Source organism: Pantoea agglomerans (assembly GCF_021397715.1).
Taxonomy (GTDB): Bacteria; Pseudomonadota; Gammaproteobacteria; order Enterobacterales; family Enterobacteriaceae; genus Pantoea; species Pantoea astica.
The window spans coordinates 2836569-2861240 of the sequence record NZ_CP090207.1; the positions used below are offsets into that span (position 1 = coordinate 2836569).

Annotated in this window: 22 protein-coding genes; 7 read left to right on the forward strand and 15 right to left on the reverse strand. The window is 56.5% G+C overall.

Translation table 11 applies throughout. The features are described 5' to 3' along the window. Positions 1-723, reverse strand: coding sequence for an oxygen-insensitive NADPH nitroreductase (gene nfsA, locus LZU96_RS13425; protein WP_233984762.1), 723 nt, complete (start codon positions 721-723; stop codon positions 1-3). A 16-nt stretch (positions 724-739) separates the two neighbouring features. Further along, positions 740-991, reverse strand: coding sequence for a DUF1418 family protein (locus tag LZU96_RS13430; RefSeq protein ID WP_233984763.1), 252 nt, complete (start codon positions 989-991; stop codon positions 740-742). A gap of 245 nt (positions 992-1236) precedes the next feature. Here LZU96_RS13430 and LZU96_RS13435 point away from each other — a divergent pair, with 245 nt between their 5' ends. Next, positions 1237-1500 (forward strand): GrxA family glutaredoxin, encoded by a 264-nt coding sequence (locus LZU96_RS13435; RefSeq protein ID WP_094119337.1) that lies wholly within the window; start codon positions 1237-1239, stop codon positions 1498-1500. A 136-nt stretch (positions 1501-1636) separates the two neighbouring features. Here the strand turns inward: LZU96_RS13435 and ybjM are convergent, their stop codons facing one another. Then, on the reverse strand, positions 1637-2002 hold the full coding sequence (gene ybjM / locus LZU96_RS13440) for an inner membrane protein YbjM (RefSeq protein ID WP_233984764.1): 366 nt from the start codon (positions 2000-2002) through the stop codon (positions 1637-1639). A 260-nt stretch (positions 2003-2262) separates the two neighbouring features. On the opposite strand from ybjM, the gene LZU96_RS13445 reads away from it, so the two are divergent. Together LZU96_RS13445 and ybjG are read left to right on the forward strand one after the other, a co-directional pair. Continuing rightward, complete coding sequence (locus tag LZU96_RS13445; protein ID WP_233984765.1) at positions 2263-3951, forward strand: aspartate:alanine antiporter; 1689 nt, start codon at positions 2263-2265, stop codon at positions 3949-3951. A 407-nt stretch (positions 3952-4358) separates the two neighbouring features. Further along, on the forward strand, positions 4359-4964 hold the full coding sequence (gene ybjG / locus LZU96_RS13450; protein WP_233984766.1) for an undecaprenyl-diphosphate phosphatase: 606 nt from the start codon (positions 4359-4361) through the stop codon (positions 4962-4964). A gap of 264 nt (positions 4965-5228) precedes the next feature. Here ybjG and LZU96_RS13455 read toward each other — a convergent pair whose 3' ends face one another. Beyond that, positions 5229-6431: a serine hydrolase gene (locus LZU96_RS13455; RefSeq protein WP_233984767.1), complete on the reverse strand. Its 1203-nt coding sequence runs from the start codon at positions 6429-6431 to the stop codon at positions 5229-5231. Positions 6432-6704: 273 nt separating this feature from the next. Here LZU96_RS13455 and LZU96_RS13460 point away from each other — a divergent pair, with 273 nt between their 5' ends. Beyond that, entirely contained in the window at positions 6705-7361 is a 657-nt protein-coding gene (locus LZU96_RS13460) for an HAD family hydrolase (RefSeq protein ID WP_233984768.1), read from the forward strand. A gap of 1 nt (position 7362) precedes the next feature. Here the strand turns inward: LZU96_RS13460 and LZU96_RS13465 are convergent, their stop codons facing one another. From LZU96_RS13465 to LZU96_RS13480, 4 genes are all read right to left on the reverse strand, one after another. Next, positions 7363-8505 carry a PQQ-dependent sugar dehydrogenase gene (locus LZU96_RS13465; protein WP_233984769.1) on the reverse strand — a complete coding sequence of 381 codons (1143 nt, stop codon included), beginning with the start codon at positions 8503-8505 and terminating at the stop codon, positions 7363-7365. A gap of 750 nt (positions 8506-9255) precedes the next feature. Beyond that, the gene (locus LZU96_RS13470) at positions 9256-10209 is read right to left on the reverse strand and encodes an Rpn family recombination-promoting nuclease/putative transposase (protein ID WP_233984770.1); all 954 of its coding nucleotides are present in this window, start codon (positions 10207-10209) and stop codon (positions 9256-9258) included. 243 nt (positions 10210-10452) lie between these two features. Continuing rightward, a complete protein-coding gene (locus LZU96_RS13475; RefSeq protein WP_233988204.1) occupies positions 10453-11112 on the reverse strand; it encodes a DUF3313 domain-containing protein in 660 nt (219 codons plus the stop codon). A gap of 141 nt (positions 11113-11253) precedes the next feature. Beyond that, positions 11254-11889: a carbonic anhydrase gene (locus LZU96_RS13480; protein ID WP_094119346.1), complete on the reverse strand. Its 636-nt coding sequence runs from the start codon at positions 11887-11889 to the stop codon at positions 11254-11256. 376 nt (positions 11890-12265) lie between these two features. Here LZU96_RS13480 and rimO point away from each other — a divergent pair, with 376 nt between their 5' ends. Continuing rightward, on the forward strand, positions 12266-13597 hold the full coding sequence (gene rimO, locus LZU96_RS13485; protein ID WP_233984771.1) for a 30S ribosomal protein S12 methylthiotransferase RimO: 1332 nt from the start codon (positions 12266-12268) through the stop codon (positions 13595-13597). A gap of 56 nt (positions 13598-13653) precedes the next feature. Here the strand turns inward: rimO and LZU96_RS13490 are convergent, their stop codons facing one another. From LZU96_RS13490 to LZU96_RS13515, 6 genes are all read right to left on the reverse strand, one after another. Next, positions 13654-14103 carry a DUF4385 domain-containing protein gene (locus LZU96_RS13490; protein ID WP_233984772.1) on the reverse strand — a complete coding sequence of 150 codons (450 nt, stop codon included), beginning with the start codon at positions 14101-14103 and terminating at the stop codon, positions 13654-13656. Continuing rightward, the gene (gene gsiD, locus LZU96_RS13495; protein WP_233984773.1) at positions 14100-15005 is read right to left on the reverse strand and encodes a glutathione ABC transporter permease GsiD; all 906 of its coding nucleotides are present in this window, start codon (positions 15003-15005) and stop codon (positions 14100-14102) included. The genes LZU96_RS13490 and gsiD overlap by 4 nt, the downstream gene beginning before the upstream one ends. Continuing rightward, positions 15002-15931, reverse strand: coding sequence for a glutathione ABC transporter permease GsiC (gene gsiC / locus LZU96_RS13500; RefSeq protein ID WP_233984774.1), 930 nt, complete (start codon positions 15929-15931; stop codon positions 15002-15004). The genes gsiD and gsiC overlap by 4 nt, the downstream gene beginning before the upstream one ends. 46 nt (positions 15932-15977) lie before the next feature. Continuing rightward, positions 15978-17501, reverse strand: a complete 1524-nt coding sequence (gene gsiB / locus LZU96_RS13505; protein ID WP_233988205.1) for a glutathione ABC transporter substrate-binding protein GsiB — start codon at positions 17499-17501, stop codon at positions 15978-15980. Positions 17502-17567: 66 nt separating this feature from the next. Next, positions 17568-19424: a dipeptide ABC transporter ATP-binding protein gene (locus tag LZU96_RS13510; RefSeq protein ID WP_233984775.1), complete on the reverse strand. Its 1857-nt coding sequence runs from the start codon at positions 19422-19424 to the stop codon at positions 17568-17570. Positions 19425-19433: 9 nt separating this feature from the next. Further along, a complete protein-coding gene (locus LZU96_RS13515; RefSeq protein ID WP_233984776.1) occupies positions 19434-20393 on the reverse strand; it encodes an isoaspartyl peptidase/L-asparaginase family protein in 960 nt (319 codons plus the stop codon). A 277-nt stretch (positions 20394-20670) separates the two neighbouring features. Here LZU96_RS13515 and moeA point away from each other — a divergent pair, with 277 nt between their 5' ends. Together moeA and moeB are read left to right on the forward strand one after the other, a co-directional pair. Next, positions 20671-21906: a molybdopterin molybdotransferase MoeA gene (moeA, locus tag LZU96_RS13520; protein WP_233984777.1), complete on the forward strand. Its 1236-nt coding sequence runs from the start codon at positions 20671-20673 to the stop codon at positions 21904-21906. Next, on the forward strand, positions 21907-22665 hold the full coding sequence (gene moeB / locus LZU96_RS13525; protein WP_233984778.1) for a molybdopterin-synthase adenylyltransferase MoeB: 759 nt from the start codon (positions 21907-21909) through the stop codon (positions 22663-22665). A 258-nt stretch (positions 22666-22923) separates the two neighbouring features. Here the strand turns inward: moeB and LZU96_RS13530 are convergent, their stop codons facing one another. Beyond that, positions 22924-24516, reverse strand: a complete 1593-nt coding sequence (locus LZU96_RS13530; protein WP_233984779.1) for an ABC-F family ATPase — start codon at positions 24514-24516, stop codon at positions 22924-22926. Positions 24517-24672: the final 156 nt, after the last annotated feature.

Consider the following 24672-nt stretch of genomic DNA (forward strand, 5'->3'; position numbering starts at 1 on the left):
TTAGCGGGTTGCCCATCCCTGCTGATGCAGGTAGTCCAGCATAAACGGACGCGTTTCTTTAATAATCAGCCGCTGAATCAGTTCACTCCAGGTTTCGCTACGTGGGTTGCTGTCACGATGCTGATAATAGAGCTCAGTGCGGCTGTCATATTCGGCCAGCACCGCGGGATCGAGCGGCTGGTAGCGGTTCTCATGCACCAGCATGGCGTGGGGCATACGCGGTTTAACGTCCGGCTTTGATTCCGGATGACCGAGGCAAAAACCAAACAGCGGCAGCACAAATTTTGGCAGGCCCAGCAGCGTGGTGACCTCGGCGATGTTATTACGGATACCGCCAATAAAGACGCCGCCCAGATCCAGCGATTCGGCCGCGACCATCGCATTCTGCGCCATCAGCGCGGTATCAACACAGCCCAGCAGCAGCTGCTCAGCGCGGCCCAGTTGCGCATCCGGGCAGATTTGCAGATGACGATTAAAGTCCGCGCAGAAGACCCAGAATTCCGCCGCATCGGCCACCCACGACTGGCCGCCAGTCAGGGTCACCAGCTGGTCGCGCAGCCCTTTGTCAGTGATGCGGATAATCGAAGAGCACTGCAAAAAACTGGATGTGGACGCCGATTGCGCCGCATTAAGAATCGCTTCACGCTGCGCTTCGCTGACCGGCTGGTCAGTAAAGGCGCGAATGGAGCGGTGGCTGCACAGTAAATCAATGGTCGGTGTCATAAAGTCTCCAGCAACATTATCTTTTTTTGTCAGTATGGTTAAACAACTGCGGCGCAATCGCTTTTGCGGTGCGCCACATTAATAGCCAGGCGGCGGGCAGCATCAGGACAATCCCGGCGATAAACAGCCCGGTCGCCAGCGCTTTCGCATCCAGCGTGCCGGGCGCGGGCAGCCAGCGGTTCACCAGCAGCAGCGCAGCCAGAATCATCAGGCCGCCAAGCGCTTCCGCCACCAACACCATCCGGGGTAATCGGGTGACATTCTGCATTGTCTTCTCCTGCCGTAGCCGGTTATTGAGCGTCAATTATGGTTAACAACCGGAAAATTGCCCACCGCTGGCAGGTGAAAGTCGCACTGGCGCGGGGCCGGCGACAGGGCCGCCGCTATAGGTGGCGGGCATCAGACTAACAGGCAAATCCTGCTTTCTTTAAGCGATACGAGCGGGCATGATGGTTACCATTCTCAGTTTTATTGTGTGACTTAGATCACACGCCACGCTGCAAGGAGTTCTTCATGATTGCTGTAATTTTTGGTCGCCCAGGCTGCCCTTACTGTGTCCGCGCTAAAGAGCTGGCTGATAAACTCACTGCTGAGCGTGATGATTTTAGCTATCAGTACGTCGATATTCAGGCGGAAGGCATCACTAAAGCGGATCTGGAAGCCAGTGCCGGTAAACCGGTCACCACCGTGCCACAGATTTTCCTGGATGATCAACACGTCGGCGGTTACACCGAGTTCGCCGCGTGGACCAAAGAGAACCTGGGCTTCGTCGCCTAATCTCCGATCTCTGGCACGATAATAAAAAAGGCGAGACGCGGTTAGCGGTCTCGCCTTTTTGCTGCGCCACTGCGGGCTGAATCGCCTTCAGCCTTTGATGCCGGGACGGCTGGCGTGCGTTACTGCGCTGTGCGGTTTAATTCAGCGATGCCAGCACAATCTGCATCAGACGTACCAGCAGCGCGCCGCAGCCGGCCCAGAACATGGCGCTGACACTCCAGGCCACCACAAACAGCCCGCTGGAGTGGTTCAGCAGCGTCGTGTGTAACAGCAGCGCGGCCAGCAGCGTGCCCCACAGCGCCATCAGCAAGGTACTTTTTAGCGGACTCTTCACCTGCATTAACGCCATCACAAACCCGGGCAGTATAAACAGCAGCAGTTCTGGCTGACCGCGCAGGGGATCAGGACCCGCCTGCCAGAAGTGGACGGTAAAAACAAACACCAGACTATATAGCACCACGCCACACAGACGGGTCGTCCAGAGATAAGAACGCTGCGGCATATCACCTCGCTGACTAAAAAAATGACCAGGATAAAACTCGCCTTTAACCCTGCTGCGTAAAGGTGGAAATAAAAAGAAACAGTCCGTTGTGTTAACGAATGAAATTAGCCAATAGCTGAGGAAGTTATTTCTGATTAGAATAGCGGCCGCTACAACGGTTTCATTTGCAGCATTGATACAATACAACCCCGACGGCTTGCTCAAGATAGCGAAAAACAGGCCACTCTTCAACAGGTTACACGTAAACAAGAAGTTAAACAGTGAATATTAACGTCGCAGAATTGTTAAGTGGAAATGACGTTTTGTTATTATTTGTCGTTTTGGCGCTCGGCCTCTGTCTGGGGAAATTGCGTCTGGGCTCGGTACAGCTGGGAAATTCGATTGGCGTACTGGTGGTGTCGCTATTACTGGGGCAACAGCATTTTACGATCAATACCGATGCACTGAGTCTTGGTTTTATGCTGTTTATTTTTTGTGTCGGCGTCGAGGCGGGTCCCAACTTCTTCTCTATCTTCTTCCGCGACGGCAAAAACTACTTCATGCTGGCGATTGTGATGGTGGTCAGCGCGCTGATTCTGGCGCTGGGTCTGGGTAAACTGTTTGGCTGGGATATCGGGCTGACTGCGGGCATGCTGGCGGGTTCAATGACCTCTACGCCAGTGCTGGTCGGGGCCGGCGATACGCTGCGGCAAAGTATCAGCGACAGTAAACAGCTGGGATTAATGCAGGACCAGCTCAGCCTCGGCTACGCGGTGACCTATCTGATTGGCCTGGTGAGCCTGATTTTTGGCGCGCGCTATCTGCCGCGACTGCAGCATCAGGATCTGCCGACCTGCGCCCAGCAGATCGCGCGCGAGCGCGGGCTGGATGCCGACAGCCAGCGAAAAGTCTTTTTACCGGTGATCCGCGCTTATCGCGTCGGCCCGGAACTGGTGGCGTGGAGCGGCGGCAAAAACCTGCGCGAACTCGGTATCTATCGTCAGACCGGCTGCTACATCGAGCGTATCCGTCGTAACGGTATTCTCGCCAGCCCGGATGGCGATGCGGTGCTGCAGCTGGGCGATGACATCTCGCTGGTTGGCTATCCCGATGCGCACGCCCGTCTCGATCCCAGCTTCCGTAACGGCAAAGAGGTGTTTGACCGCGATCTGCTGGATATGCGCATTGTGACCGAAGAGATTGTGGTGAAAAACCACAATGCGGTGAACAAGCGGCTGAGCAAACTGAACCTTACCGATCATGGCTGCTTCCTGAACCGGGTGATTCGCAGCCAGATTGAGATGCCGATCGATGACAGCATCATGCTGAACAAGGGCGATGTGTTGCAGGTCAGCGGCGAAGCACGACGGGTTAAAAGCGTGGCCGATCGCATCGGCTTTATCGCTATTCACAGTCAGATGACCGATCTGCTGGCCTTCTGCGCCTTCTTTATTGTCGGTCTGATGATTGGTCTGATTACCTTTCAGTTCAGCAATTTCAGTTTTGGCATCGGTAACGCAGCCGGTCTGCTGTTTGCCGGCATCATGCTCGGCTTCCTGCGTGCTAACCATCCTACCTTTGGCTACATTCCACAGGGCGCGCTCACCATGGTGAAAGAGTTCGGGCTGATGGTCTTTATGGCGGGCGTAGGATTGAGTGCCGGTAGCGGTATCAATCACGGCATCAGCAGTGACGGCGCCCTGATGCTGCTGTGTGGATTGCTGGTCAGCCTGATCCCGGTGATCATCTGTTATCTGTTTGGTGCCTACGTTCTGCGCATGAACCGCGCGCTGCTGTTCGGCGCAATCATGGGCGCACGCACCTGCGCGCCGGCGATGGAGATCATCAGTGATACCGCCCGCAGCAATATTCCGGCGCTGGGCTATGCCGGGACTTATGCCATTGCGAACGTCCTGCTGACGCTGGCCGGTACGCTGATCGTGATTGTCTGGCCACTTTTGCCCTTATAAAATTTTTTTGGCTGCGTCCAGAACTTTTTTATTAAGGGGCAGTCTGAATAAGTGCCACTGCTTTTCTTTGAAATCCCCAAATTGTGGAGCCCGCTGGTCTTTTTCCCGGCGGGTTTTTTTATGCCCTTTTTCCCCCACGCTGCGCCCTTTCTGGTCTGAAAAGCCGTCGTGTCACGACCAAACTTAAACCGTTAAGCAACTCGTATGCAGATTAAGAGCCCGGCTATGGTGAAAGTCAGGGTAAAAAAGCAGGATAGTGTGCCGGTGCTGTTAGCAATTTGTGCTGAATATTTTGGTTAGCGCGTCGTCGCTGACTTTTGATTTGCCGCGATAGTCAGGCTGTGTCTGCCCGTCTGGATGACGCCGCCGTTGATTAGCGGCCTGTTTGCAGAGGAATGCCCCCTATAATGGAAGAACTCAACCGCTCACTGTTTATCGCCATCAATGCCACACCCGCGTCACCCGCCTGGCTGCTACAGCTGGCCACCTTTATCGCCAAAGATCTGATTGCCATCGTGCCGCTCTTAATCGTCGCGCTGTGGCTATGGGGACCGCGTGAACAGGTCTCGTCACAGCGGGTGCTGGTGTTAAAAACCGGCATGGCGCTGCTTTATGCGCTGGCAATCTCCTGGTGTGTCGGCCAGCTATTACCGCATCCTCGCCCGTTCGCGATTGGACTCGGTTACCAGTTCCTGCACCATGCGGCAGATGACTCCTATCCCAGCGATCACGGCACCACCATTTTTACTTTTGCGCTGGCGTTTGTGTTCTGGCATCGGTTGTGGTCCGGCGTGGTGCTGATGCTGGCGGGTATCGCCATCGCCTGGTCACGCATCTATCTGGGCGTCCACTGGCCACTGGATATGCTGGGCGGTTTCCTGGTCGGTTTGCTGAGCTGCCTGGCCTCCCATCTGGCCTGGCAGATCTATGGTAACCGGATGCTGGCGGTGATTAACCCGCTCTACCGCGCACTGTTTGCTCTGCCGATTCGCAAAGGCTGGATACAGGATTAAAAAAGGGACGCCACGGCGTCCCCAGCACGTTGGCAAACCCGGATTTACCGCAGGGAACAGGGTCAGAGGAGGAAAGCGTCCCGCCGCCCGGATAAAAACGCCGGCAGCGTTTTTGAACAACGCGAAGCGTTGGCCCGGCTACGGGCGCACCTCAGGGATGAGGTGCGTAATTGTGCGGACCGAGCGGCCATAGATGGCTTTAGCGACTTTCCGATCTGACCTTGTTTCCTGGTCAACGCAGAACGAGCCTGTGTCCCTGCTCTTTTATGAAAACCATTTGCCAAACCAGCCATTGAATTTCATCATCACGAAATCGACTATCCGGCTGAAGAAGCCGCCTTCCGGCACCTCCTGCAACACCACCAGCGGACGCTGGTCGATGGTTTTGCCATCCAGCTGGAAATCGATGGTGCCGACCACCTGATTCTTCTTCAGTGGCGCTTCCAGCTGTGGCGAATTGAGCTTAAAGCTCGCCTTGAGGTTCTTCATCTGCCCTTTCGGGATGGTCAGCGCGGCATCTTTTGACACGCCAAGATTGACCTGACTCTGGTCGCCAAACCAGACCCGCTGCTGGGCAAACGGCGCGTCGGCCTTAATCGGCGTCACGGTTTCATAGAAGCGGAAGCCCCAGGTGAGCAGTTTTTCACTTTCGCGGAAACGAATCGCATCGCTGGCGGTGCCCAGCACCACCGAAATCAGCCGCATATCACCTTCGGTTGCTGAAGCCACCAGATTATTACCGGCACCGGAAGTGTGGCCGGTTTTGACACCGTCGACCTTGAGATTAGTGCTCCACAGCAGGCGGTTGCGGTTCATCTGGCGAATTTTATTGAAGGTGAACTCTTTCTCTTTATTCAGCGCATATTCTTCCGGCACGTCACGGATCAGCGCCTGAGCAATTAACGCCATATCGCGCGCCGTACTGTACTGTCCTTCAGCATCCAGCCCGTGCACTGTCATAAAGTGGGTGTTCTGTAGCCCCAGCGCTTTACCGTAGTTGTTCATCAGGCCGATAAACGAATCCTGACTGCCCGCCACGTAATCCGCCAGCGCGATACAGGCGTCATTACCGGATTGGATCACAATGCCTTTATTCAGCTCATGGACCGGAATGCGATCGCCCGGCTTTAAAAACATCAGCGATGAGCCGCGCAGCTTAGGGTTACCGGTCGCCCAGGCGTCCTGCCCTACCGTTACCAGATCGTCCGGCTTAATTTTGCCGGCTTTGATCGCCTGACCCACCACGTAGCTGGTCATCATTTTGGTCAGGCTGGCGGGATCGAGACGCTGATCGGCGTTTGATTCAGCGAGCACTTTGCCGCTGGCGTAATCCATCAGTATCCAGGCTTTGGCATCAATGCCTGGCGCGGCCGGTGCCTGTTCAGCAAAGGCGCCGATCGGGACGATAAGAAGTAAAGAGGTGGCAGCAAGTAGCCGCAGGCGAGAAGCAACGCGAGAGTTTGTCATGGGCTTGACCGGATTGTCCTTATTAAATCGGAATTCTGAAGGCAGAAAACCTCCACTGAGAACGCTAACCGTTGGCGGCAGTGAAAAAAACCGCCGAATCGTAAAGTTTTTTAGAGTTTAGTAGAGTAACCCTGGCATCCCTGCCGCGCGCGTGCCAGTTTCACCCCGCTCTGTCGTCATCAAAAATGCGTGCAATTCCGATTTTTCGCAGAACAGTTAAGCCGGTCACAAATATCAGCTAACCTGAAAGCCAGTCAGCCGAGGAGACCGACCATGGACTTAGCCCTTTTTGATCTGGATGAGACGCTTATTAGTGAAGACAGCACCGGCCTGTGGTTACGCTGGCTGGTTTCGCAGGGCTTCGCCCCGCGCGAGCTGATCGACCAGGAACAGGCATTAATGGCACAGTATTATGCCGGCACGCTCTCCATTGAAGAGTACATGAATACCACGCTGGCCCCGCTGGCCGGAATGGCGACCCTGACCGTTGAAGGCTGGGTGCGTCGCTTTATCCATCGCGACATCATGCCGCGCGTCTACCCCGCAGCGCGTGAACGCATCCAGTGGCACCAGGCTCGCGGCGACAGAGTGATGATTATCTCCGCCAGTGGTGAGCATCTGGTGGTACCGATTGCCCATCAGTTGGGTGCCTGCGGCGCGCTGGCTATCGGCGTCGAGATCGTAGATGAGCGTTACAGTGGCAAGACCTACGGCACCATGACCTACAAAGAGGGCAAAGTGACACGGCTCGGTGACTGGAAAGCGTTACAGCAGAGCGAATCTTTTGGCCGCACCTGGGCTTATAGCGACTCAATGAACGACCTGCCGTTACTGGAGCAGGCCGATCATGCGCATGTGATCAACCCTGATGCAATGCTGCATCAGGAAGCGTTAAATCGCGGATGGCAGATCTGCCACTGGGCCCGTTAAGCTAGCCGCGGGACGCGCTGGCGTCCTGCGCTAACCCCACTTTGAGTAGTTTCCCATTGGCCTCATCGGTCAGCACATAGAGATAGCCATCCGGTCCCTGCCGCACATCACGAATGCGTGCGTTCTGGTCGCTGAGCAGACGCTGCTCCTCCACCACTTTTTCACCGTTAATGCTCAGCCGGATCAGGTTTTTCTCTTTCAGCGCGCCGATAAACAGCGAGTTCTTCCACTGCGGGAAGCGGGCGCTGTTATAGAACGCCATGCCGCTGATGGCGGGCGAATCTTTCCAGTGATAGATCGGCTGCTCGGTTCCGGCAGCGTGCGTCCCTTTCGATTCCGGGACTTTGTCACCGCTGTAATCGATACCGTAGGTAGCCAGCGGCCAGCCGTAGTTTTTCCCTTTAGCGATGATATTCACTTCATCGCCGCCGCGCGGACCATGCTCGTTTTCCCATATCGTGCCGGTCCACGGATTGAGTGCCAGGCCCTGCGGATTACGCAAACCATAAGCCCAGATCTCCGGGCGCGCCCCGCTCTGCTTCACAAACGGATTATCGTCGGGCACGCTGCCATCGGCATTCAGCCGCAGCAATTTCCCCTGCAGCTTGTCGAGATGCTGGGCCGTGCTGCTGGCAAAGTTGTCGCCAAAGGCGATCCATAGAAAACCCTGCTTATCGAACGCCAGGCGGGTGCCGATATTGTTGCCGCTGGAGAGCATCGGCGTCTGGCGAATCACCACGCGGAAATCGCGCAGTTGCCGGTTATCCTCGCTCAGGGTCCCGACGCCCACTACCGCACCCGCTTTACCGCTGCTGTTGGCTTCGGTGTAACTCAGCCAGACGCGGCGACTGCTGGCAAAATCGGGTGCCAGCACCACATCCAGCAGGCCGCTCTGCCGCTGCGCCCAGACCTGCGGCACGCCGGTGATCGGCTGCGACAGACCGCGTTCCGGATTCCAGCTGCGCAACTGGCCGCTGCGTTCGGTAATCAGCAGGGTCTGGTTGTCGGGCAGAAACGCCACGGACCATGGATGTTGTAACTTATCCTGTAACAGCTGCACCTCGACCTGCTGTTCTGCCGCCAGCAGCGGCAAGGCGACCATAAGTGAACCACTGAACAATAACGCGCGAGCGACACGAACCATAGCGTTCTCCTGACGGGATGGAATGCCCTTAAGCGTAGTCAGCCGCAGTGCGATGATGCTGAGGATTTACAAAAGATTAAACTGGGCGACAGCGGTCTGTCGCCCTGATGATGTGGAGAACAGGCTACCAACAATGCCAGTCGTAGCCTGGTTTCGGTTTATATTCAGGGGCGCGGGGAAAACTTCACGACGCGAGCAGCAACAACCTGTAGTCGTGAGTCCGTACCTGAAATCGGGTTGCTCCCACTCAACAGTGCCGGGCGAGCTTAGGGGATTTCCACTCATCGCAGTTCAGTCAATCATCACCTTATTCCGGTATCAGCGGGCAAGATGATTAAGGTCCTCATCCGGTACAACTGTCTTCAAACCCGCGAAGAGGGCATGAGGATGTTATTCGTTAAGGTCCGGCAGGAATCCGCCGCAGTTTCACGCTATTGATCTGATATCAAAGATATAAATCTTAATTCCCAGACTGATAATCCAGCAACCACATCGCGATTGTGCTCAGCAAGGCCACAGGTTCCGTACTCATGGTCTTACAGTCTGTCGGCTGGAACTGAGGATAGCCGGCGGCAAATGCTGGGCATAAAAAAACCCGACGGGTGAGATCGGGTTTAATTAGTTTTCCGGTATCAGCTTAAAGTCCTGACCGGAGAAAAACGCTCTGCATCTGACGCGTTTAATTTTTGCTGTTACCGCTGATATATCCATCATAATTCTGACCTTCCTTACCCAACCCGACTGCTGGTTTTAGTGTCGGATTTGTGTCAGTTCGTCTTCTGAAAGACCGGTCATTTTCTGGACGGTAGTACGGTCAATGCCGTTCTGAAGCATGGTACGGGCAATTTTCAGCGTGGCTTCGCGCTCGCCTTTCTCAATGCCTCGTTGTTCACCAAGCTGAATGCCCTTCTCGATGCCCTTCTCGATGCCCTTCTCGATGCCCTTCTGCTCCAGCTGTTGTGCGATGGTCATAAGTGCGTCTCCGTGTTGCGGCACACGCTGTGCCAGTTCGCGAATAAAGGCTTCAGAGTCAGCTGACTCACCTGCCTGAAGTAAATAGTGTATCAGCGCTGTTACCTGGGGTGAAGAAAGATAATCCGCCATCAGTAATGTGGCCAGCCGATCGGTCAGGCTGGCGATGTCTCGCTGGTGAATATGCTTTTGTAACAGCGTCAGCGCCGCCATGCTGCGGTGCCCCATAATCTCATCGTCCGGAATGACCGTTACATCCACCAGGGGAAAAGCGCTGCCATAGAGGTTTTCTGCCAGCGCCGGATCATTGAACTCATCGAGCCAGCGCGTTGAGTACGGATAAGGACTGCGCTTGCCGGTATAGAACAGCACCGGTATCACCAGTGGCAGCGCCTTATGGCCAGCCTCAAGATGGCGCTGCATGGCCGCCACGGCGTATCGCATCAGCCTGAACGCCATATGCCTGTCCGGCGTAGACTGGTGTTCAACCAGCACGTGTATGTAGCCGTCGCCAGCCGTGGTCTTCAGGCTATAGAGAACGTCGCTGAAATACTGGCGCAGGTCGTCTTCAACGAACGAACCCGATTCCAGCTTCAGGGTACTGAGGTCACAGAGTGCACGCAGCTTTGCGGGCAGGTGCAGTTCCATAAAGTCACGGGCAATGTCCGGCTGCGTGAGAAACTGCCGGAATGTGGCATCGTGGGGCGTGGGTGTGCTGTTCTTTTTTTTCATCGGGCCTGACTCTGATCATCACACGCATAGGATATCACAGGCCGTATGCCTCGCCATCGCACCGGCTGACGAACGAAATGCCAGACAGCGGGAGGAACCCGCTCGGACAGCCGTTTCATCGTCATTTTTTGCAAGCCAGTGATCGGCGGCCCCCGAAATGGAGACGGTTATCCCCGCTCACACGGGGAACAGGCGCGCTGACTGCCGGTTAAAACCCGAATACCACCCGTTAATCTCGCAGGTTTACGGCGCGTTAAAACTTACCGTATCACGCACCATAGTATTGATACCCGGCTTGAGATCTTCAAACGTGATCGGCGTATTGCTGTTACTGACCGTTTTGCCGAACGCTTTACGCACTACCCGGATCAGCGGTTTGCCGGTTACCGCATCGCTGGCTTCAATCTCCAGAAACAGCTCGCTGTTCTGGGTACGATGGCCCGATGCGGCCATGGTGCTCGCCACCACTGCCGCTACCGGCACCACCTCATAGAATTGCACTCCCTGGTTCTCCGCTGACACGGCGGTGATGGCGGCCCGCACTTTCAGGGTGTGCGGCGTCGCCTGATTTGTCAGCGGTCGGCGGGTCGCGATAGCGCCTTTTAACTGAATGTCGGTATAACTCAGCACCTGATCCAGCGTTTGCTGACTGATGCGTGCGGTGGGATGGGCTGCCGGATAGTAGACCAGTGGCGTATAGAGCACATCCTTATACTGGCTGCTTTGATAGTCGGGTGAGATCCAGCGCAAAGTCGGCTGGCCGCTGGCCGACTCAGTGGGCTTCAGCTGACTGTAATCACCTAAAAAGCCTGAATATTGCTGCTTGTCAGCAACATGAGAAGTACAACCACTGAGCAGCAGAACAGAGACCGCCAGCAGAGCAGCCACGGAAGGTTTACGCATCATCGACTCGCTTATATCAGGAAGGTTCAGGCAAGCATAGAGTAAATCAGACGGGAAACAGTAAAAATAATCGTTATTTTAATGGGTTATCTGCTCTGAATAGCGGGAATGACCCGCTGCAGACTGCAGCGGGCAGGCAGGTTACTCGAAACAGGTATCAGGGTTTTCTGACAGGGTAATAAACTCTTTACCGCCGTGCGTCAGTGCCATGATGGTGCCGGTTTCAATATCGTATACCCAGCCATGCAGACGCAGTTTACCGTTACGCAGCGCCACCGACACGGAAGGATGGGTTTTCATGTTATTGAGCTGAGCGATGACGTTCTCTTTCACCATCTCATTCAGCTTTTTCTCTGGCGAGTCATAGTTGCGCTGCTCCACCACCGCTTTTGCCGCGTCGGCATAGCGCAGCCAGTGCTCAACCGCGGGCATGGTATCCATGCAGGCGCAGGAGGCGATAGCATTCATCGCACCGCAGTTAGAGTGACCACAGATGATGATGTCGGAGACGCCCAACGCGACCACCGCGTATTCGATGGTCGCTGAGACGCCGCCCGGCTCCGGGCCAAACGAAGGCACAATGTTGCCCGCGTTGCGGATAACGAACAGCTCGCCCGGCTCCTGCTGCGTTACCAGTTCCGGCACCAGCCGACTGTCAGAACAGGAGATAAACAGCGCTTTGGGATTTTGATTTGACGCCAGGCTTTTGAAAAGATCCTTCCTTTCAGGAAACACATTCTGCTGGAAATTCAGAAATCCATTGATGATCTCTTTCATTATTTAGCTCTCACATTATCCACGTCGTTACCTGAAGGGCATAGCCCCTTCAGTGTTGATTTGCCCGTTTATTATTAATGAAAACAAGTGAATATCAACCGGCGATTTCCTAAGGCTGTTTTTTGCTGCGTTCTGTCAGCGTTTCGCTTAAATCGCTATTTACCTGCTGTACGGTGATTTTCTTTTTACAGCACCGGGAGTTACTGGAAATTTGCCCTGCCCGCCGCCCGCACTTTTTCACCCGATCAGCGGGCCAGGTTTTACCGGTTTTTTCACACCTTTACACGCCGCTAATCCCTTACAGATAACGCTACAATTTTTTCTGCAACACAGGTAGAATCCCGCGCCATCGCTGTGCTGAACCGGAAACAGAGCCATGTCTGATACAACAAAAACCTTGCCGCCACGGGTCGGATTCGTCTCGCTCGGCTGCCCCAAAAACCTCGTTGACTCCGAGCGCATCCTCACCGAACTGCGCACCGAGGGCTATGATGTGGTGCCGCGCTATGACGATGCTGAAATCGTCATCGTCAACACCTGTGGATTTATCGACAGTGCTGTCCAGGAGTCGCTTGAGGCGATTGGCGAAGCGCTGAATGAAAACGGCAAGGTGATTGTCACCGGCTGTCTCGGTGCAAAAGTTGATCAGATTCGTGAAGTGCACCCGAAAGTGCTGGAGATCACCGGTCCGCACAGCTATGAGCAGGTGTTGTCGCACGTCCATCGCTACGTGCCGAAGCCTCAGCACAATCCGTTTCTCAGCCTGGTGCCGGAACAGGGCGTGAAGCTGACCCCACGTCACTACGCCTATCTGAAAATTTCCGAAGGCTGCAACCATCGCTGCACCTTCTGCATCATCCCGTCAATGCGTGGCGATCTCGACAGCCGCGCCGTCGGCGAGGTACTGGATGAGGCTAAACGGCTGGTTGAAGCGGGCGTTAAAGAGCTGCTGGTGATTTCGCAGGATACCTCCGCTTATGGCGTGGATGTTAAGCATCGCACCGGTTTCTGGAACGGCTCGCCGGTGAAAACCAGCATGGTCAGCCTGTGTGAGCAACTGGCGAAGCTCGGCGTCTGGGTGCGTCTGCACTACGTCTATCCTTACCCGCACGTGGATGAGGTCATTCCGCTGATGGCGGCCGGCAAAATTCTGCCCTATCTCGATATTCCGTTGCAGCACGCCAGCCCGCGCATTCTGAAGCTGATGAAGCGTCCTGGCGCAGTGGAACGCACGCTGGAGCGGATCAAGCGCTGGCGTGAAATCTGCCCGGAACTGACGCTGCGCTCTACCTTCATCGTCGGCTTTCCCGGCGAGACCGAAGAGGACTTCCAGCTGCTGCTCGACTTTATCAAAGAGGCGCGTCTCGATCGGGTGGGCTGTTTCCAGTACAGCCCGGTGGAAGGCGCGACCGCGAATCAGCTGCCCGATCCGGTCGATGAATCGGTGAAGCAGCAGCGTTACGATCGCTTTATGCAGTTGCAACAGCAGATCTCAGCCGAACGTCTGCAGGAGAAAGTTGGTCGTGAGATTCTGGTGATTATTGATGAGGTGGACGAGGAAGGCGCGATTGGCCGCAGTATGGCTGATGCCCCGGAAATTGACGGCGCGGTCTATCTGAACGGCGAGCGCAACGTCAAACCGGGCGATATGCTAAGGGTTAAAGTCGACCATGCCGACGAGTACGATCTCTGGGCGAGCCGGGTATAAATCCATCCTGTCCGGCGGGGAGTAGCCTGTGACGCGCCGCCGGACTGGCCCGGCGCTTAGCCATACTGCTGCTGATGCGCCTTTTTGCGTTTCAGATAATCCTCATCTGCCCGAATCCGATCCCAGTAGCCTTTGAAAACGGCCGCCGCCGCGGCCTTTTCTTCATTAACGCCCCGCGGCAGTTCTTTGCCATCAGCATCATATTTGCGGCCGCCCTGATGATTGCTGTAGCGCCGCGCACGGGTATACCCCATCTGAATAAATTTGCGCGCCATATCCATGCCAACAAAATCATCCTGCCGACGGTAATCCTCAAACAGCGCCATGATTTTTTCAGCCGACTCTTTAGCAATCGGGACGGTACGAAAACGCCAGTGCGGCAGGATTTCGCTCTTATAAGGCTCGACCATCAATACCCCCTGCTCGCCGCGCCCGACCTGATAACGTTCGGGATGCTGACGAAAATCGAGGGTCGTGAAGTCCTGATCGTAATCGAAAGGTTTCATGTTTTAAGTTTAGGATCCAACGCGTCGCGCAGCCCATCACCGAGTAAATTAAATGCCAGAACGGTGAGGAAGATCGCCAGGCTGGGGAAAATCGCGACGTGCGGCGCAATCACCATATCGGCCCGCGCCTCATTCAGCATAGCGCCCCACTCCGGCGTCGGCGGTTGCGCGCCCAGTCCAAGGAACGACAGGCTGGCAGCGGTAATGATAGAGGTGCCGACGCGCATGGTGAAATAGACCACAATCGGCGAGACGGTACCCGGCAGGATATGGCGCATGATGATGGTCCAGTCCGATGCGCCGATGCTGCGCGCCGACTCAATATAGGTCTGATGCTTCAGCACCAGCGTATTGCCGCGCACCAGGCGGGCAAACGCCGGGATACTGAAGATCGCCACCGCCACGATCACGTTGCTCATGCCGCTGCCCATGATCGCCACCACCGCAATCGCCAGCAGGATACCGGGAAAAGCGAACAGCACGTCGCACACGCGCATGGTTATGCGGTCCCACCAGCCTTCGTAGTAGCCCGCCAGCAGCCCAAACAGCGTACCGATCAGCGCACCGATGGCCACCGAGAAGAAGCCAGCAATCAGTGAGATACGGGTTCCTACCAATACCCGGCTGAAAATATCGCGGCCCAGTGAATCAACCCCAAACCAGTGCAGCAGCGAGGGCCCATCATTCAGCCGGTCATAATCGAAATAATTTTCAGCATCAAACGGCGCCACGTAAGGCGCGATAAACGCCAGTACAATCAGCACCAGCACAAACAGCCCGGCCAGCAGCGCCACCGGCTGTTGCCGGAAACGCCGCCAGAACTCACGCCACGGGGTGCGTACCCGGTTCTCCTTGATCAGCGGCAGCGTTTTCAGGGCCGCATCGCGTCGCCAGTTTTTCATCGCGATTCCTTAAAGCGAATGGCGGGATTGATCACCGCATACAACATATCGACGATCAGATTGATCAGAATGAACTCCAGTGAAAACAGCAGCACTTCCGCCTGGATCACCGGATAGTCGCGCATCGTGACGGAATCAACCAGCAGCCGACCCAGGCCCGGCCAGTTAAACACCACCTCGACCACAATCGATCCGCCGAGCAGAAAGCCGAACTGCAGGCCCATCATGGTGACCACCGGGATCATCGCGTTGCGCAATCCATGTTTCACCACCACCAGCGACTCGCGCACCCCTTTGGCGCGCGCGGTACGCATGTAATCTTCCTGCATTACTTCAACAAAAGAGGCACGGGTAAAACGCGCCATTACTGCCGCCACCGCCGCTCCCAGGGTTATCGACGGCAGAATATAATGTTGCCAGCTCTCCGCGCCCACCGTCGGCAGCCAGCCCAGCTCCACCGAGAAGACCTGCATCAGCAACATGCCGAGGGCAAAAGCCGGAAACGAAATGCCGGAGACCGCCAGCGTCATGCCGAGGCGATCGGGCCAGCGGTTGCGCCAGACGGCAGACACAATGCCAATCGCCATGCCAAATATCACGGCCCAGATCATGCTGGTCAGGGTCAGCCACAATGTCGGCATAAAACGCGAAGCGATCTCATCCGCCACCGGCCGTTTCGATACCATCGACTGGCCGAAATCGCCCTGCAGCGCATTAAGAATAAAGTGCCAGAACTGCTGCGGCAGCGGCAGATCCAGTCCCAGTTCCTGCCGCACCAGCGCCACCACCGAGGCATCCGCCTCCGGTCCGGCAATCAGGCGCGCGGGATCGCCCGGCAGCAGGTGAACAAACAGAAACACCAGCACCGCAACAATCAGCAAGGTGGGGATCAGCCCCAACAGCCGCTTAATAAAATAGTTAAACATGCAACATCCTGCAGCTGCGGCCAGCCACGCGGGCTGGCCGGCTCCGTTACTTCAGACTGGCCTCATCAAAACTGAATGAGGTATCGGGCATCACATAAAAACCGCTGAGATTTTTGCTGTTGGCAGACACCAGTTGCTCAACCACCAGCGGGATCCACGGATGATCCTGCCAGATGGTGTCCTGAGCATATTTATACAGCTGGGCTTTCTGCGCACGGTCAGTGGTCTTCAGCGCATCTGCCAGATCTTTATCCACCTTAGGATTGCTGTAAAACGCGGTGTTAAAGATCGCTGGCGGCCAGGCGGCGGTGGCAAACAGCGGCGTCAGCGCCCAGTCTGCTTCACCGGTTGAGGCGGACCAGCCGGTGTAGAACATCCGTACACCGCTCTCTTTCTGCCCTTTGCCTTCCACTTCTGCCGCACGCTGACCGGCATCCATCGCGGTTACCTTAACCTTCACGCCAACCTGCGCCAGCTGCTGCTGAGTGAACTGCAACACTTTCTGCGCGGTGCTGTGGTTGTGTGACGACCAGAGCGTGGTTTCGAAGCCGTTCGGGTAACCCGCCTCTTTCAGCAGCGCCCTGGCTTTAGCCGGATCGTAGCTGATGGCGGGATAGCTCTGAGCGAAATCGATAGCAGGCGGCACGATACCGGTGGCTGGCGTGGCGTAACCGGCAAACGCCACTTTGGCCAGCGCCTGACGGTTGATGGCGTATTCAAGCGCCTCACGCACTTTCGGGTTGTCGAACGGCTTCTGGGTGACGTTAAGGCTGATGTAACGCTGCATAATCGACGGCGTGGTTACCACGTCAAGTTTGCTGTTTTTCTCCAGCAATTTCGCCTGCTCATAAGGAACCGGGAATGCGAAGTTAGCTTCTCCGGTTTGCAGCATCGCCGCACGGGTGTTGTTATCCACTACCGGTCGCCAGGTGATGCTGTCCAGTTTCGGGTAGCCCGGCTTCCAGTAGCCGTCCCACTTTTTCACCTTAACGAAGTCAGTCTGGTTCCAGGTTTCAAACACAAACGGACCGGTACCGACCGGATGGAAGCCAATATCCTTACCATATTTTTTCAGTGCGGTCGGCGAGATCATCGCCGCAGCCGGGTGCGCCAGAATATTGATAAAGGCGGAGAAGGGTTGCTTCAGGGTCACTTTCACCGTGGTCGGATCGATCACTTCGGTGGTGGCAATCTGCTTAAACAGGTTATAGCGTTTGAGGTGATTATCCGGGTTGCTGGCACGGTCGAGATTGACCTTCACCGCTTCGGCATTGAAGTCGCTGCCGTCCTGGAATTTAATCCCCGGACGGAGCTTGATGGTGTAGGTCAGACCATCCGGACTGGCCTGATAACTCTCTGCCAGCACGTTGGTCAGCTTCATCTGTTTATCAAAACCAAACAGCCCCTGATAGAACGATTTGGCGACCGCCTGCGACAGCGTGTCATTGGCGTCATACGGATCGAGGGTGGTGAAGTTAGACGCGACGGCAATCACCGCATCCTGCGCCGCCCAGGCGGGCAATGTAAGGGCGCTGCTTAATACGCCAGCCGCCAGTAACCCTTTACGCATCGTTATCTGCATCTTGTTCTCCTGTAATCCCTGTCGGGTGGGTCGCCGAAGCGATATCTTCACTATTCAGGTGGCGCTGATAACGTGGCGGGCGACAAAATGCCCTGGCGCCACTTCCATCAACGGTGCCACTTCAGGTTCATCCCCTAACGCATGAATCGGGCTGGGGATCTCGTCAACCATTAATGCACGCTCCCGGCGAGGATGCGCCGGATCGGCGACCGGAACCGCGGCCATCAGTTTGCGGGTATAAGGATGCTGCGGCTGCTCAAACACCGCCTGACGCGGCCCCATCTCAACAATCTGGCCGAGATACATCACCGCCACGCGGTGACTGATACGCTCTACCACCGCCATATCGTGTGAGATGAAGAGAAACGCGATACCAAATTCGCGCTGTAAATCGAGCATCAGGTTGATGATTTGCGCCTGGATAGAGACGTCCAGCGCCGAAACCGATTCATCCGCAATCACCACTTTCGGGTTAAGCGCCAGCGCGCGGGCAATGCAGATGCGCTGGCGCTGTCCGCCGGAAAATTCGTGCGGATAGCGCTGCGCGTGCTCCGGCAGCAGACCGACTCTCTCCAGAAGCCAGGCGACGCGCTGCTCCGCTTCCCGACGCGGCATCACTTTGTGCACCAGCAGCGGCTCCATAATGGAAAAGCCTACCGTCAGCCGCGGATCGAGCGAGGCGTAAGGGTCCTGGAAAATAAACTGAATGTCTCGCCGCAGATGAGCCAGCGCGGCCCCACGCAGATGATCGATACGCTGTCCGTTAAAGGTGAGCGTGCCGCCCTGGCTGGCCACCAGCTTCAGCAGGGAGCGACCGGTGGTGGATTTACCGCAACCCGATTCACCGACCAGCGCCAGCGTCTCACCGGCATAGAGGTCGAAACTGACTTTCTCAACCGCGTGTACCCGGCTTTTCACCCGGTTAAACAGCCCGCCGCGAATATCAAAACGGGTCACCAGATCGCGTACCTGCAGAACTGGCGGCTGGTCGCGGCGCACCGTATCCTGCGGCGTCTCCTGCTCTTCTCCGCCCTGTAACAGCGGGAACTTCGCCGGCAGCGGCTGGCCCTGCATCGATCCGAGCTTAGGCACTGCCGCCAGCAACGCCCGGGTGTAAGGCTCGCGTGGCGCGCTGAACAGCTGCGCCGCCGGGGCATTTTCCACCACTTCGCCGCGATACATCACCTGCACCCGATCGGCCATTTCCGCCACCACACCCATATCGTGGGTGATAAAAATGACGCCCATCTGCATCTCTTTTTGCAGTACGCGGATCAGCTGCAGGATCTGTGCCTGAATGGTGACGTCGAGCGCGGTGGTCGGCTCATCGGCTATCAGCAACGCCGGTTTGCAGCAGAGCGCCATGGCGATCATCACCCGCTGGCGCATTCCGCCGGAGAGCTGATGCGGGAAGCGAGACAAGACATTTTGCGCATCGGGAATACGCACCAGGTCCAGCATGTGGCGCGCTTCTGCCAGCGCCTGTGCGTGGCTTTTGCCCTGATGCAGACGAATCGATTCGGCAATTTGTTCCCCGACGCTGAACACCGGATTGAGCGAGGTCATCGGCTCCTGGAAAATCATCGCCATATCGGCTCCGCGCACCCGCCGCATCTGGCCGGACGGCGCGCGCATAATATCCAGTACCTCGCCGTTGCGGCGACGCAACTGCACCTCACCGCTCACCACGCCGCCGCTCTGTTCGATCAGCCGCATCAGCGCCAGCGAGGTTACCGACTTGCCGGAGCCCGATTCACCCACCAGCGCCAGGGTTTCACCGCGAAACAGATCGAGCGAAAGATGGCGCACCGCCTGGGTGACCGTGCCCTGCTGCTGAAAATGCACATTAAGATCGCGAACTGCCAGCACCTGCTCCGATGCCAGCGGCGGCAACGCCTGCCGATGGTTCATGCCTGCTCCTTAACTGTCGCGATAAATCGCCACATCTGCCGCCTCACCGACCCGTGCTGAGGCACGGTACATTCCTTCGCTATTAAACGGCAGCGCCACGTTGCCTTCACGATCGACGGCGATCAAACCGCCGCTGCCACCCAGCTCCAGCACGCTATCGTGGATGACGTTGACGCTGGCCTGCTGAAGCGTGCGACCGGCATAACGCATCTGTGCCGCCACATCGTAGGCCGCCAGGGTGCGGATAAAGACTTCACCGGTGCCGGTACAGGAGACCGCCACGCTGTCGTTGCTGGCGTAACAGCCCGCGCCCGGCAGCGGCGAATCACCGACCCGTCCCGCCTGCTTATTGGTCATGCCGCCGGTGGAGGTTGCCGCAGCCAGATTACCCTCGAGATCGAGCGCCACGGCGCCTACCGTGCCAAATTTGCGGTCCGGGTCGAGCGGATCGTCGCCGCCGGCCGCGCCATCATGATCCAGCACCGCTTCGTCGCTGTTTAATGCGCGCTGCAGCTGCTCCCAGCGATCTGGGGTGGAGAAATAGTCTGCTGCCACCGGCGTCAGGCCCTGCGCCTCGGCGAACTGCTCTGCGCCTTCACCGATAAACAGCACATGCGGGCTCTGCTCCAGCACGGCGCGCGCCGCCAGTACCGGGTTACGTACCCGGCAGACACCCGCCACCGCCCCGACGTTCAGCGTGCGGCCATCCATCACGCAGGCGTCCAGCTCATGAGTACCCTGATGAGTGAAGACGGCCCCTTTGCCCGCGTTAAACAGCGGACACTCTTCCAGCTGACGCACCGCTTCCGTCACCACGTCGAGTGCGCTGGCTCCCTGCGCCAGCATCTGCTGACCGTGCGTCACAATGTCAAGCAGGGCCTGACGATAGTGCTGCTCCTTTTCGTCGCTCATTGCAGCACGCGTAATCGCGCCTGCCCCACCATGAATGGCAATCACTGCTTTGACCATAACGCTCTGTCCTGTGGTTGCATCAGCACGAAAAACACTGATTTAGAATGGTTTTCATCCATTTTTGCTGATTTTTGACTATAGAAAGCCTGCTAAGTGTTGTAAAGCAGAAACTGTTCCGATGGTTATAACCTTTTCTTCCGGCGATATTTCACTTTAGCCGGGCTTGCCACCGGCTGGAACACGGCGGATGTCAGCGCGCGCGGATAGCGATGTGACTCAGCGGACAATTCCCACCATAATAAGCAGCATCTGAAATAACCCGACTGGAATAATCATGGAAAGTTTTACTGCAGGATTGATCTCCCTTGAGGAGGCTCAACAGACCATGCTGGCGCAGCTGAAGCCAATCACCGACTCATTGAGCGTTCCGCTGACGGAAGCGGTCGGCCGTATTACCGCCGTTGCTGTCACCTCGCCGATTGCGGTGCCGCCATTTGATAATTCAGCGATGGATGGCTATGCGGTGCGGCTGGCAGATGTCAGTCGCGGTGAGCCGTTGCCGGTTGCCGGTAAGGCTTTTGCGGGTGCGCCCTTTAGTGGTGAATGGCCGCACGGCAGCGTGGTGCGAATCATGACCGGTGCGCCGATTCCGCCAGGCTGTGAGGCGGTAGTGATGCAGGAACAGACTGAAACGCAGGGTGATTCGATTGTGATTACCGCACCGGTGCGTGCCGGGCAAAATATTCGCCTGACCGGTGATGATATCCAGCCAGGTCATGTGGTGCTTGACGCTGGCGTGCGGCTGGGCGCGGCTGAGCTGCCGCTGCTGGCATCGCTGGGTATCGCCCAGGTCGCCGTGCGGCGAAAACTGCGAGTGGCGATTTTTTCAACCGGCGACGAGCTGCAGCCGGTGGGCCAGCCGCTGGCGGCCGGACAGATTTATGACACTAACCGCTTTGCGGTCTCGCTGATGCTGCACAAGCTGGGCTGTGAGGTGATCGACCTCGGCATTGTTAAAGACGATCCGGTCGCGCTGCGGGCTGCATTTGAGGAAGCCGACCGTCAGGCTGATGTGGTGATCAGTACCGGCGGCGTGTCGGTGGGCGAAGCAGACTTCACCAAAAATATGCTGGAAGAGCTGGGTGCCATCAGTTTCTGGAAGCTGGCGATCAAGCCCGGTAAACCTTTTGCCTTTGGCCGTCTCGCCAGCAGCTGGTTCTGCGGGTTGCCGGGTAATCCGGTTTCCGCTGCGGTCACCTTTTATCAGCTGGTGCAACCGCTGCTCGCCGCCCTGACCGGTCAGAAAAAAGCGGCGTTGCCGCCGCGTCAGAAAGTACGCAGCGCCTCACGCCTGAAAAAATCGCCAGGCCGGCTCGATTTTCAGCGCGGCATCCTGCGTCAGAATGTTAACGGCGAACTCGAGGTTCACACCACCGGTATGCAGGGTTCACACGTCTTCAGCTCTTTTGCCGCGGCCAACTGTTTCATCGTGCTGGAGCGCGAGCGTGGCAACGTTGAACCGGGCGAGTGGGTCGAGGTCGAGCCGTTCAATGCACTGCTGGAGGGATAAATGCTGCCTGAATTAACGGATGAGGAGATGCTGCGCTACAACCGGCAGATTGTCCTGCGCGGCTTCGATTTTGACGGTCAGGAGCGGCTGAAAGCCAGTCATGCGCTGATTGTCGGTCTGGGTGGGCTGGGCTGTGCCGCCGCGCCGTATCTGGCATCAGCGGGCGTCGGTACCCTGACGCTGCTCGATTTCGACAGCGTTTCACACTCCAATCTACAGCGGCAGATTCTGCACCACGACGCGGATATTGGTCACGCTAAGGTCGATTCCGCCGCCCGTAGCCTGGCCGCCATCAATCCTCACTGCCATCTGCAGCCGGTAAACGGCGAACTGGACGATGCGGCGCTGCGGGCGCTGATCGCCCGGCAGCAGGTGGTGCTGGACTGTACCGACAACGTGACGGCGCGCGAGCAGTTCAACCGGCTGTGTCGTCAGTTGCAGGTGCCGCTGGTCTCGGGCGCGGCAATCCGGATGGAAGGCCAGATTAGCGTGTTCAGCTGGCAGCCGGGTACGCCCTGCTACCGCTGTATCAGCCGACTGTTTGGCGAGCAGACGCTGAGCTGTGTCGAAGCGGGCGTCATGGCACCGCTGGTTGGGGTGATTGGCGCAATGCAGGCTATGGAGGCGATTAAGCTGCTGGCGAATTACGGTACGCCCGCCACCAGTCGGTTGCTGATGTACGATGCGCTAAGTGCGGAGTTTCGCAGCATGAAAGTGGCGCAGGACGCGCAGTGTGAAGTGTGTGGTGGGAACGCGTAGCGTCGGCAGGAACGCCTCTGCTCCCTGAGCCTGCGCTGAGCATCCATGCTCAGCCCTACTTCAAGACAGCGCAAAACTCATCGCTCACGGAGCTTACGCCTGTAGCAAAGCATCGCGGGCCAGGGATGGCCCGCGCTGAGCCCGCCATGGATGGCGCTTTTGCCTCTTTGCGAAAGGCGTATGCACCCTGAGCCTGAGTCTGCGCTGAACCACCAGACCACCAAAAAAATTGGGGTGGCCTGTGCCACCCCGTTTCCATCAGACGATGCCCTGACTGCGCAGGTAATCTTCGTAATTACCGGTGAAGTCCACCACCCGATCCGATTTAATCTCCATGACCCGGGTCGCCAGCGAGCTGACAAATTCACGGTCATGCGAAACGAAAATCAGCGTGCCTTCGTACATCTCCAGCGCCATATTCAGCGACTCAATGGATTCCATATCGAGGTGGTTGGTCGGCTCATCCATAATCAGGATGTTCGGTTTTTCCATCATCAGCTTACCGAACAGCATACGACCTTTCTCACCACCGGACAGCACTTTGGCCGGTTTCTTAATATCATCCTGAGAGAATAACAGGCGGCCAAGAATACTGCGCACGCTCTGCTCATCATCGCCAGCCTGCTTCCACTGACTCATCCAGTCAAATACCGTCAGGTCATTAGCAAAATCTTCAGCATGATCCTGCGCGTAATAGCCGATACGCGCATTCTCTGACCATTTAACGCTGCCATTGTCAGGCGTCATCTCGCTGACCAGGGTTTTCAGAAAGGTTGATTTACCGATACCGTTAGCCCCGATCACCGCCAGTTTTTCACCAACTTCCAGCAGCAGGTTTAAATTTTTAAACAGCGGACCGTTATCAAAGCCTTTGGTTAAGCCTTCCACTTCCAGCGCATTACGGAACAGCTTCTTGTCCTGCTCAAAACGGATAAACGGGTTCTGACGACTGGATGCTTTTACTTCATCCAGTTTAATTTTATCCATCTGTTTAGCACGCGAGGTTGCCTGACGGGATTTAGAGGCGTTGGCGCTAAAGCGGCTGACGAAAGATTGCAGATCGGCAATCTGCGCCTTTTTCTTGGCGTTATCCGCTAACAGACGTTCACGCGCCTGGGTCGCTGCGGTCATATATTCATCATAATTACCGGAATAGACCCGCAGCTCGCCATAATCCAAATCAGCCATGTGGGTACAGACCATATTAAGGAAGTGACGATCGTGCGAAATGATAATCATGGTGCTGTCGCGTTCGTTCAGCACCTGCTCCAGCCAGCGGATGGTATCGATATCCAGGTTGTTGGTTGGTTCGTCCAGTAACAAAATATCAGGATTCGAGAACAGCGCCTGCGCCAGCAGCACACGCAATTTAAAGCCCGGCGCAATTTCGCTCATCGGGCCATAATGCTGCTCAACCGGAATGCCAACGCCCAGTAATAACTCGCCAGCGCGGGATTCGGCGCTGTAGCCGTCCATTTCACCGTAAACGGCTTCAAGGTCGGCAACTTTATACCCTTCCTCTTCGCTCATTTCCGGCAAAGAATAAATACGATCGCGTTCCTGCTTCACTTCCCATAATTCATGGTGACCCATAATCACGGTGTCGAGCACGCTATATTGTTCAAAGGCGAACTGATCCTGGCGTAACTTACCGATCCTTTCATTCGGATCGTATGAGACGTTGCCGCCAGAAGGCACCAGATCGCCACCCAGAATCTTCATGAAGGTGGATTTTCCGCTGCCGTTCGCACCGATTAAACCGTAACGATTACCGCCGCCAAATTTAACGGAGATGTTCTCGAACAGTGGCTTGCTGCCAAACTGCATGGTGATATTGCTGCTAACTAACACGGCATTGACCTTTGTGAAGAGAGTGGATGAAAAAACGGCGGCTATTATGCCAGATGTGACGCAGCGCACGCCAGCATCAGCCGTGGATTGCGGGCGTGGTGATTGATATCCCGACAGAAATAAAAAAGCCGGAAGGCCATAATGGCCCCCCGGCTC

Coding starts and splice junctions, on each gene's coding strand:
- nfsA (WP_233984762.1), bottom strand. CDS start 723: ATGACACCGACCATTGATTTACTGTGCAGCCACCGCTCCATTCGCGCC.
- LZU96_RS13430 (WP_233984763.1), bottom strand. CDS start 991: ATGCAGAATGTCACCCGATTACCCCGGATGGTGTTGGTGGCGGAAGCG.
- LZU96_RS13435 (WP_094119337.1), top strand. CDS start 1,237: ATGATTGCTGTAATTTTTGGTCGCCCAGGCTGCCCTTACTGTGTCCGC.
- ybjM (WP_233984764.1), bottom strand. CDS start 2,002: ATGCCGCAGCGTTCTTATCTCTGGACGACCCGTCTGTGTGGCGTGGTG.
- ybjG (WP_233984766.1), top strand. CDS start 4,359: ATGGAAGAACTCAACCGCTCACTGTTTATCGCCATCAATGCCACACCC.
- LZU96_RS13455 (WP_233984767.1), bottom strand. CDS start 6,431: ATGACAAACTCTCGCGTTGCTTCTCGCCTGCGGCTACTTGCTGCCACC.
- LZU96_RS13460 (WP_233984768.1), top strand. CDS start 6,705: ATGGACTTAGCCCTTTTTGATCTGGATGAGACGCTTATTAGTGAAGAC.
- LZU96_RS13465 (WP_233984769.1), bottom strand. CDS start 8,505: ATGGTTCGTGTCGCTCGCGCGTTATTGTTCAGTGGTTCACTTATGGTC.
- LZU96_RS13470 (WP_233984770.1), bottom strand. CDS start 10,209: ATGAAAAAAAAGAACAGCACACCCACGCCCCACGATGCCACATTCCGG.
- LZU96_RS13475 (WP_233988204.1), bottom strand. CDS start 11,112: ATGCGTAAACCTTCCGTGGCTGCTCTGCTGGCGGTCTCTGTTCTGCTG.
- LZU96_RS13480 (WP_094119346.1), bottom strand. CDS start 11,889: ATGAAAGAGATCATCAATGGATTTCTGAATTTCCAGCAGAATGTGTTT.
- rimO (WP_233984771.1), top strand. CDS start 12,266: ATGTCTGATACAACAAAAACCTTGCCGCCACGGGTCGGATTCGTCTCG.
- LZU96_RS13490 (WP_233984772.1), bottom strand. CDS start 14,103: ATGAAACCTTTCGATTACGATCAGGACTTCACGACCCTCGATTTTCGT.
- gsiD (WP_233984773.1), bottom strand. CDS start 15,005: ATGAAAAACTGGCGACGCGATGCGGCCCTGAAAACGCTGCCGCTGATC.
- gsiC (WP_233984774.1), bottom strand. CDS start 15,931: ATGTTTAACTATTTTATTAAGCGGCTGTTGGGGCTGATCCCCACCTTG.
- gsiB (WP_233988205.1), bottom strand. CDS start 17,501: ATGCGTAAAGGGTTACTGGCGGCTGGCGTATTAAGCAGCGCCCTTACA.
- LZU96_RS13510 (WP_233984775.1), bottom strand. CDS start 19,424: ATGAACCATCGGCAGGCGTTGCCGCCGCTGGCATCGGAGCAGGTGCTG.
- LZU96_RS13515 (WP_233984776.1), bottom strand. CDS start 20,393: ATGGTCAAAGCAGTGATTGCCATTCATGGTGGGGCAGGCGCGATTACG.
- moeA (WP_233984777.1), top strand. CDS start 20,671: ATGGAAAGTTTTACTGCAGGATTGATCTCCCTTGAGGAGGCTCAACAG.
- moeB (WP_233984778.1), top strand. CDS start 21,907: ATGCTGCCTGAATTAACGGATGAGGAGATGCTGCGCTACAACCGGCAG.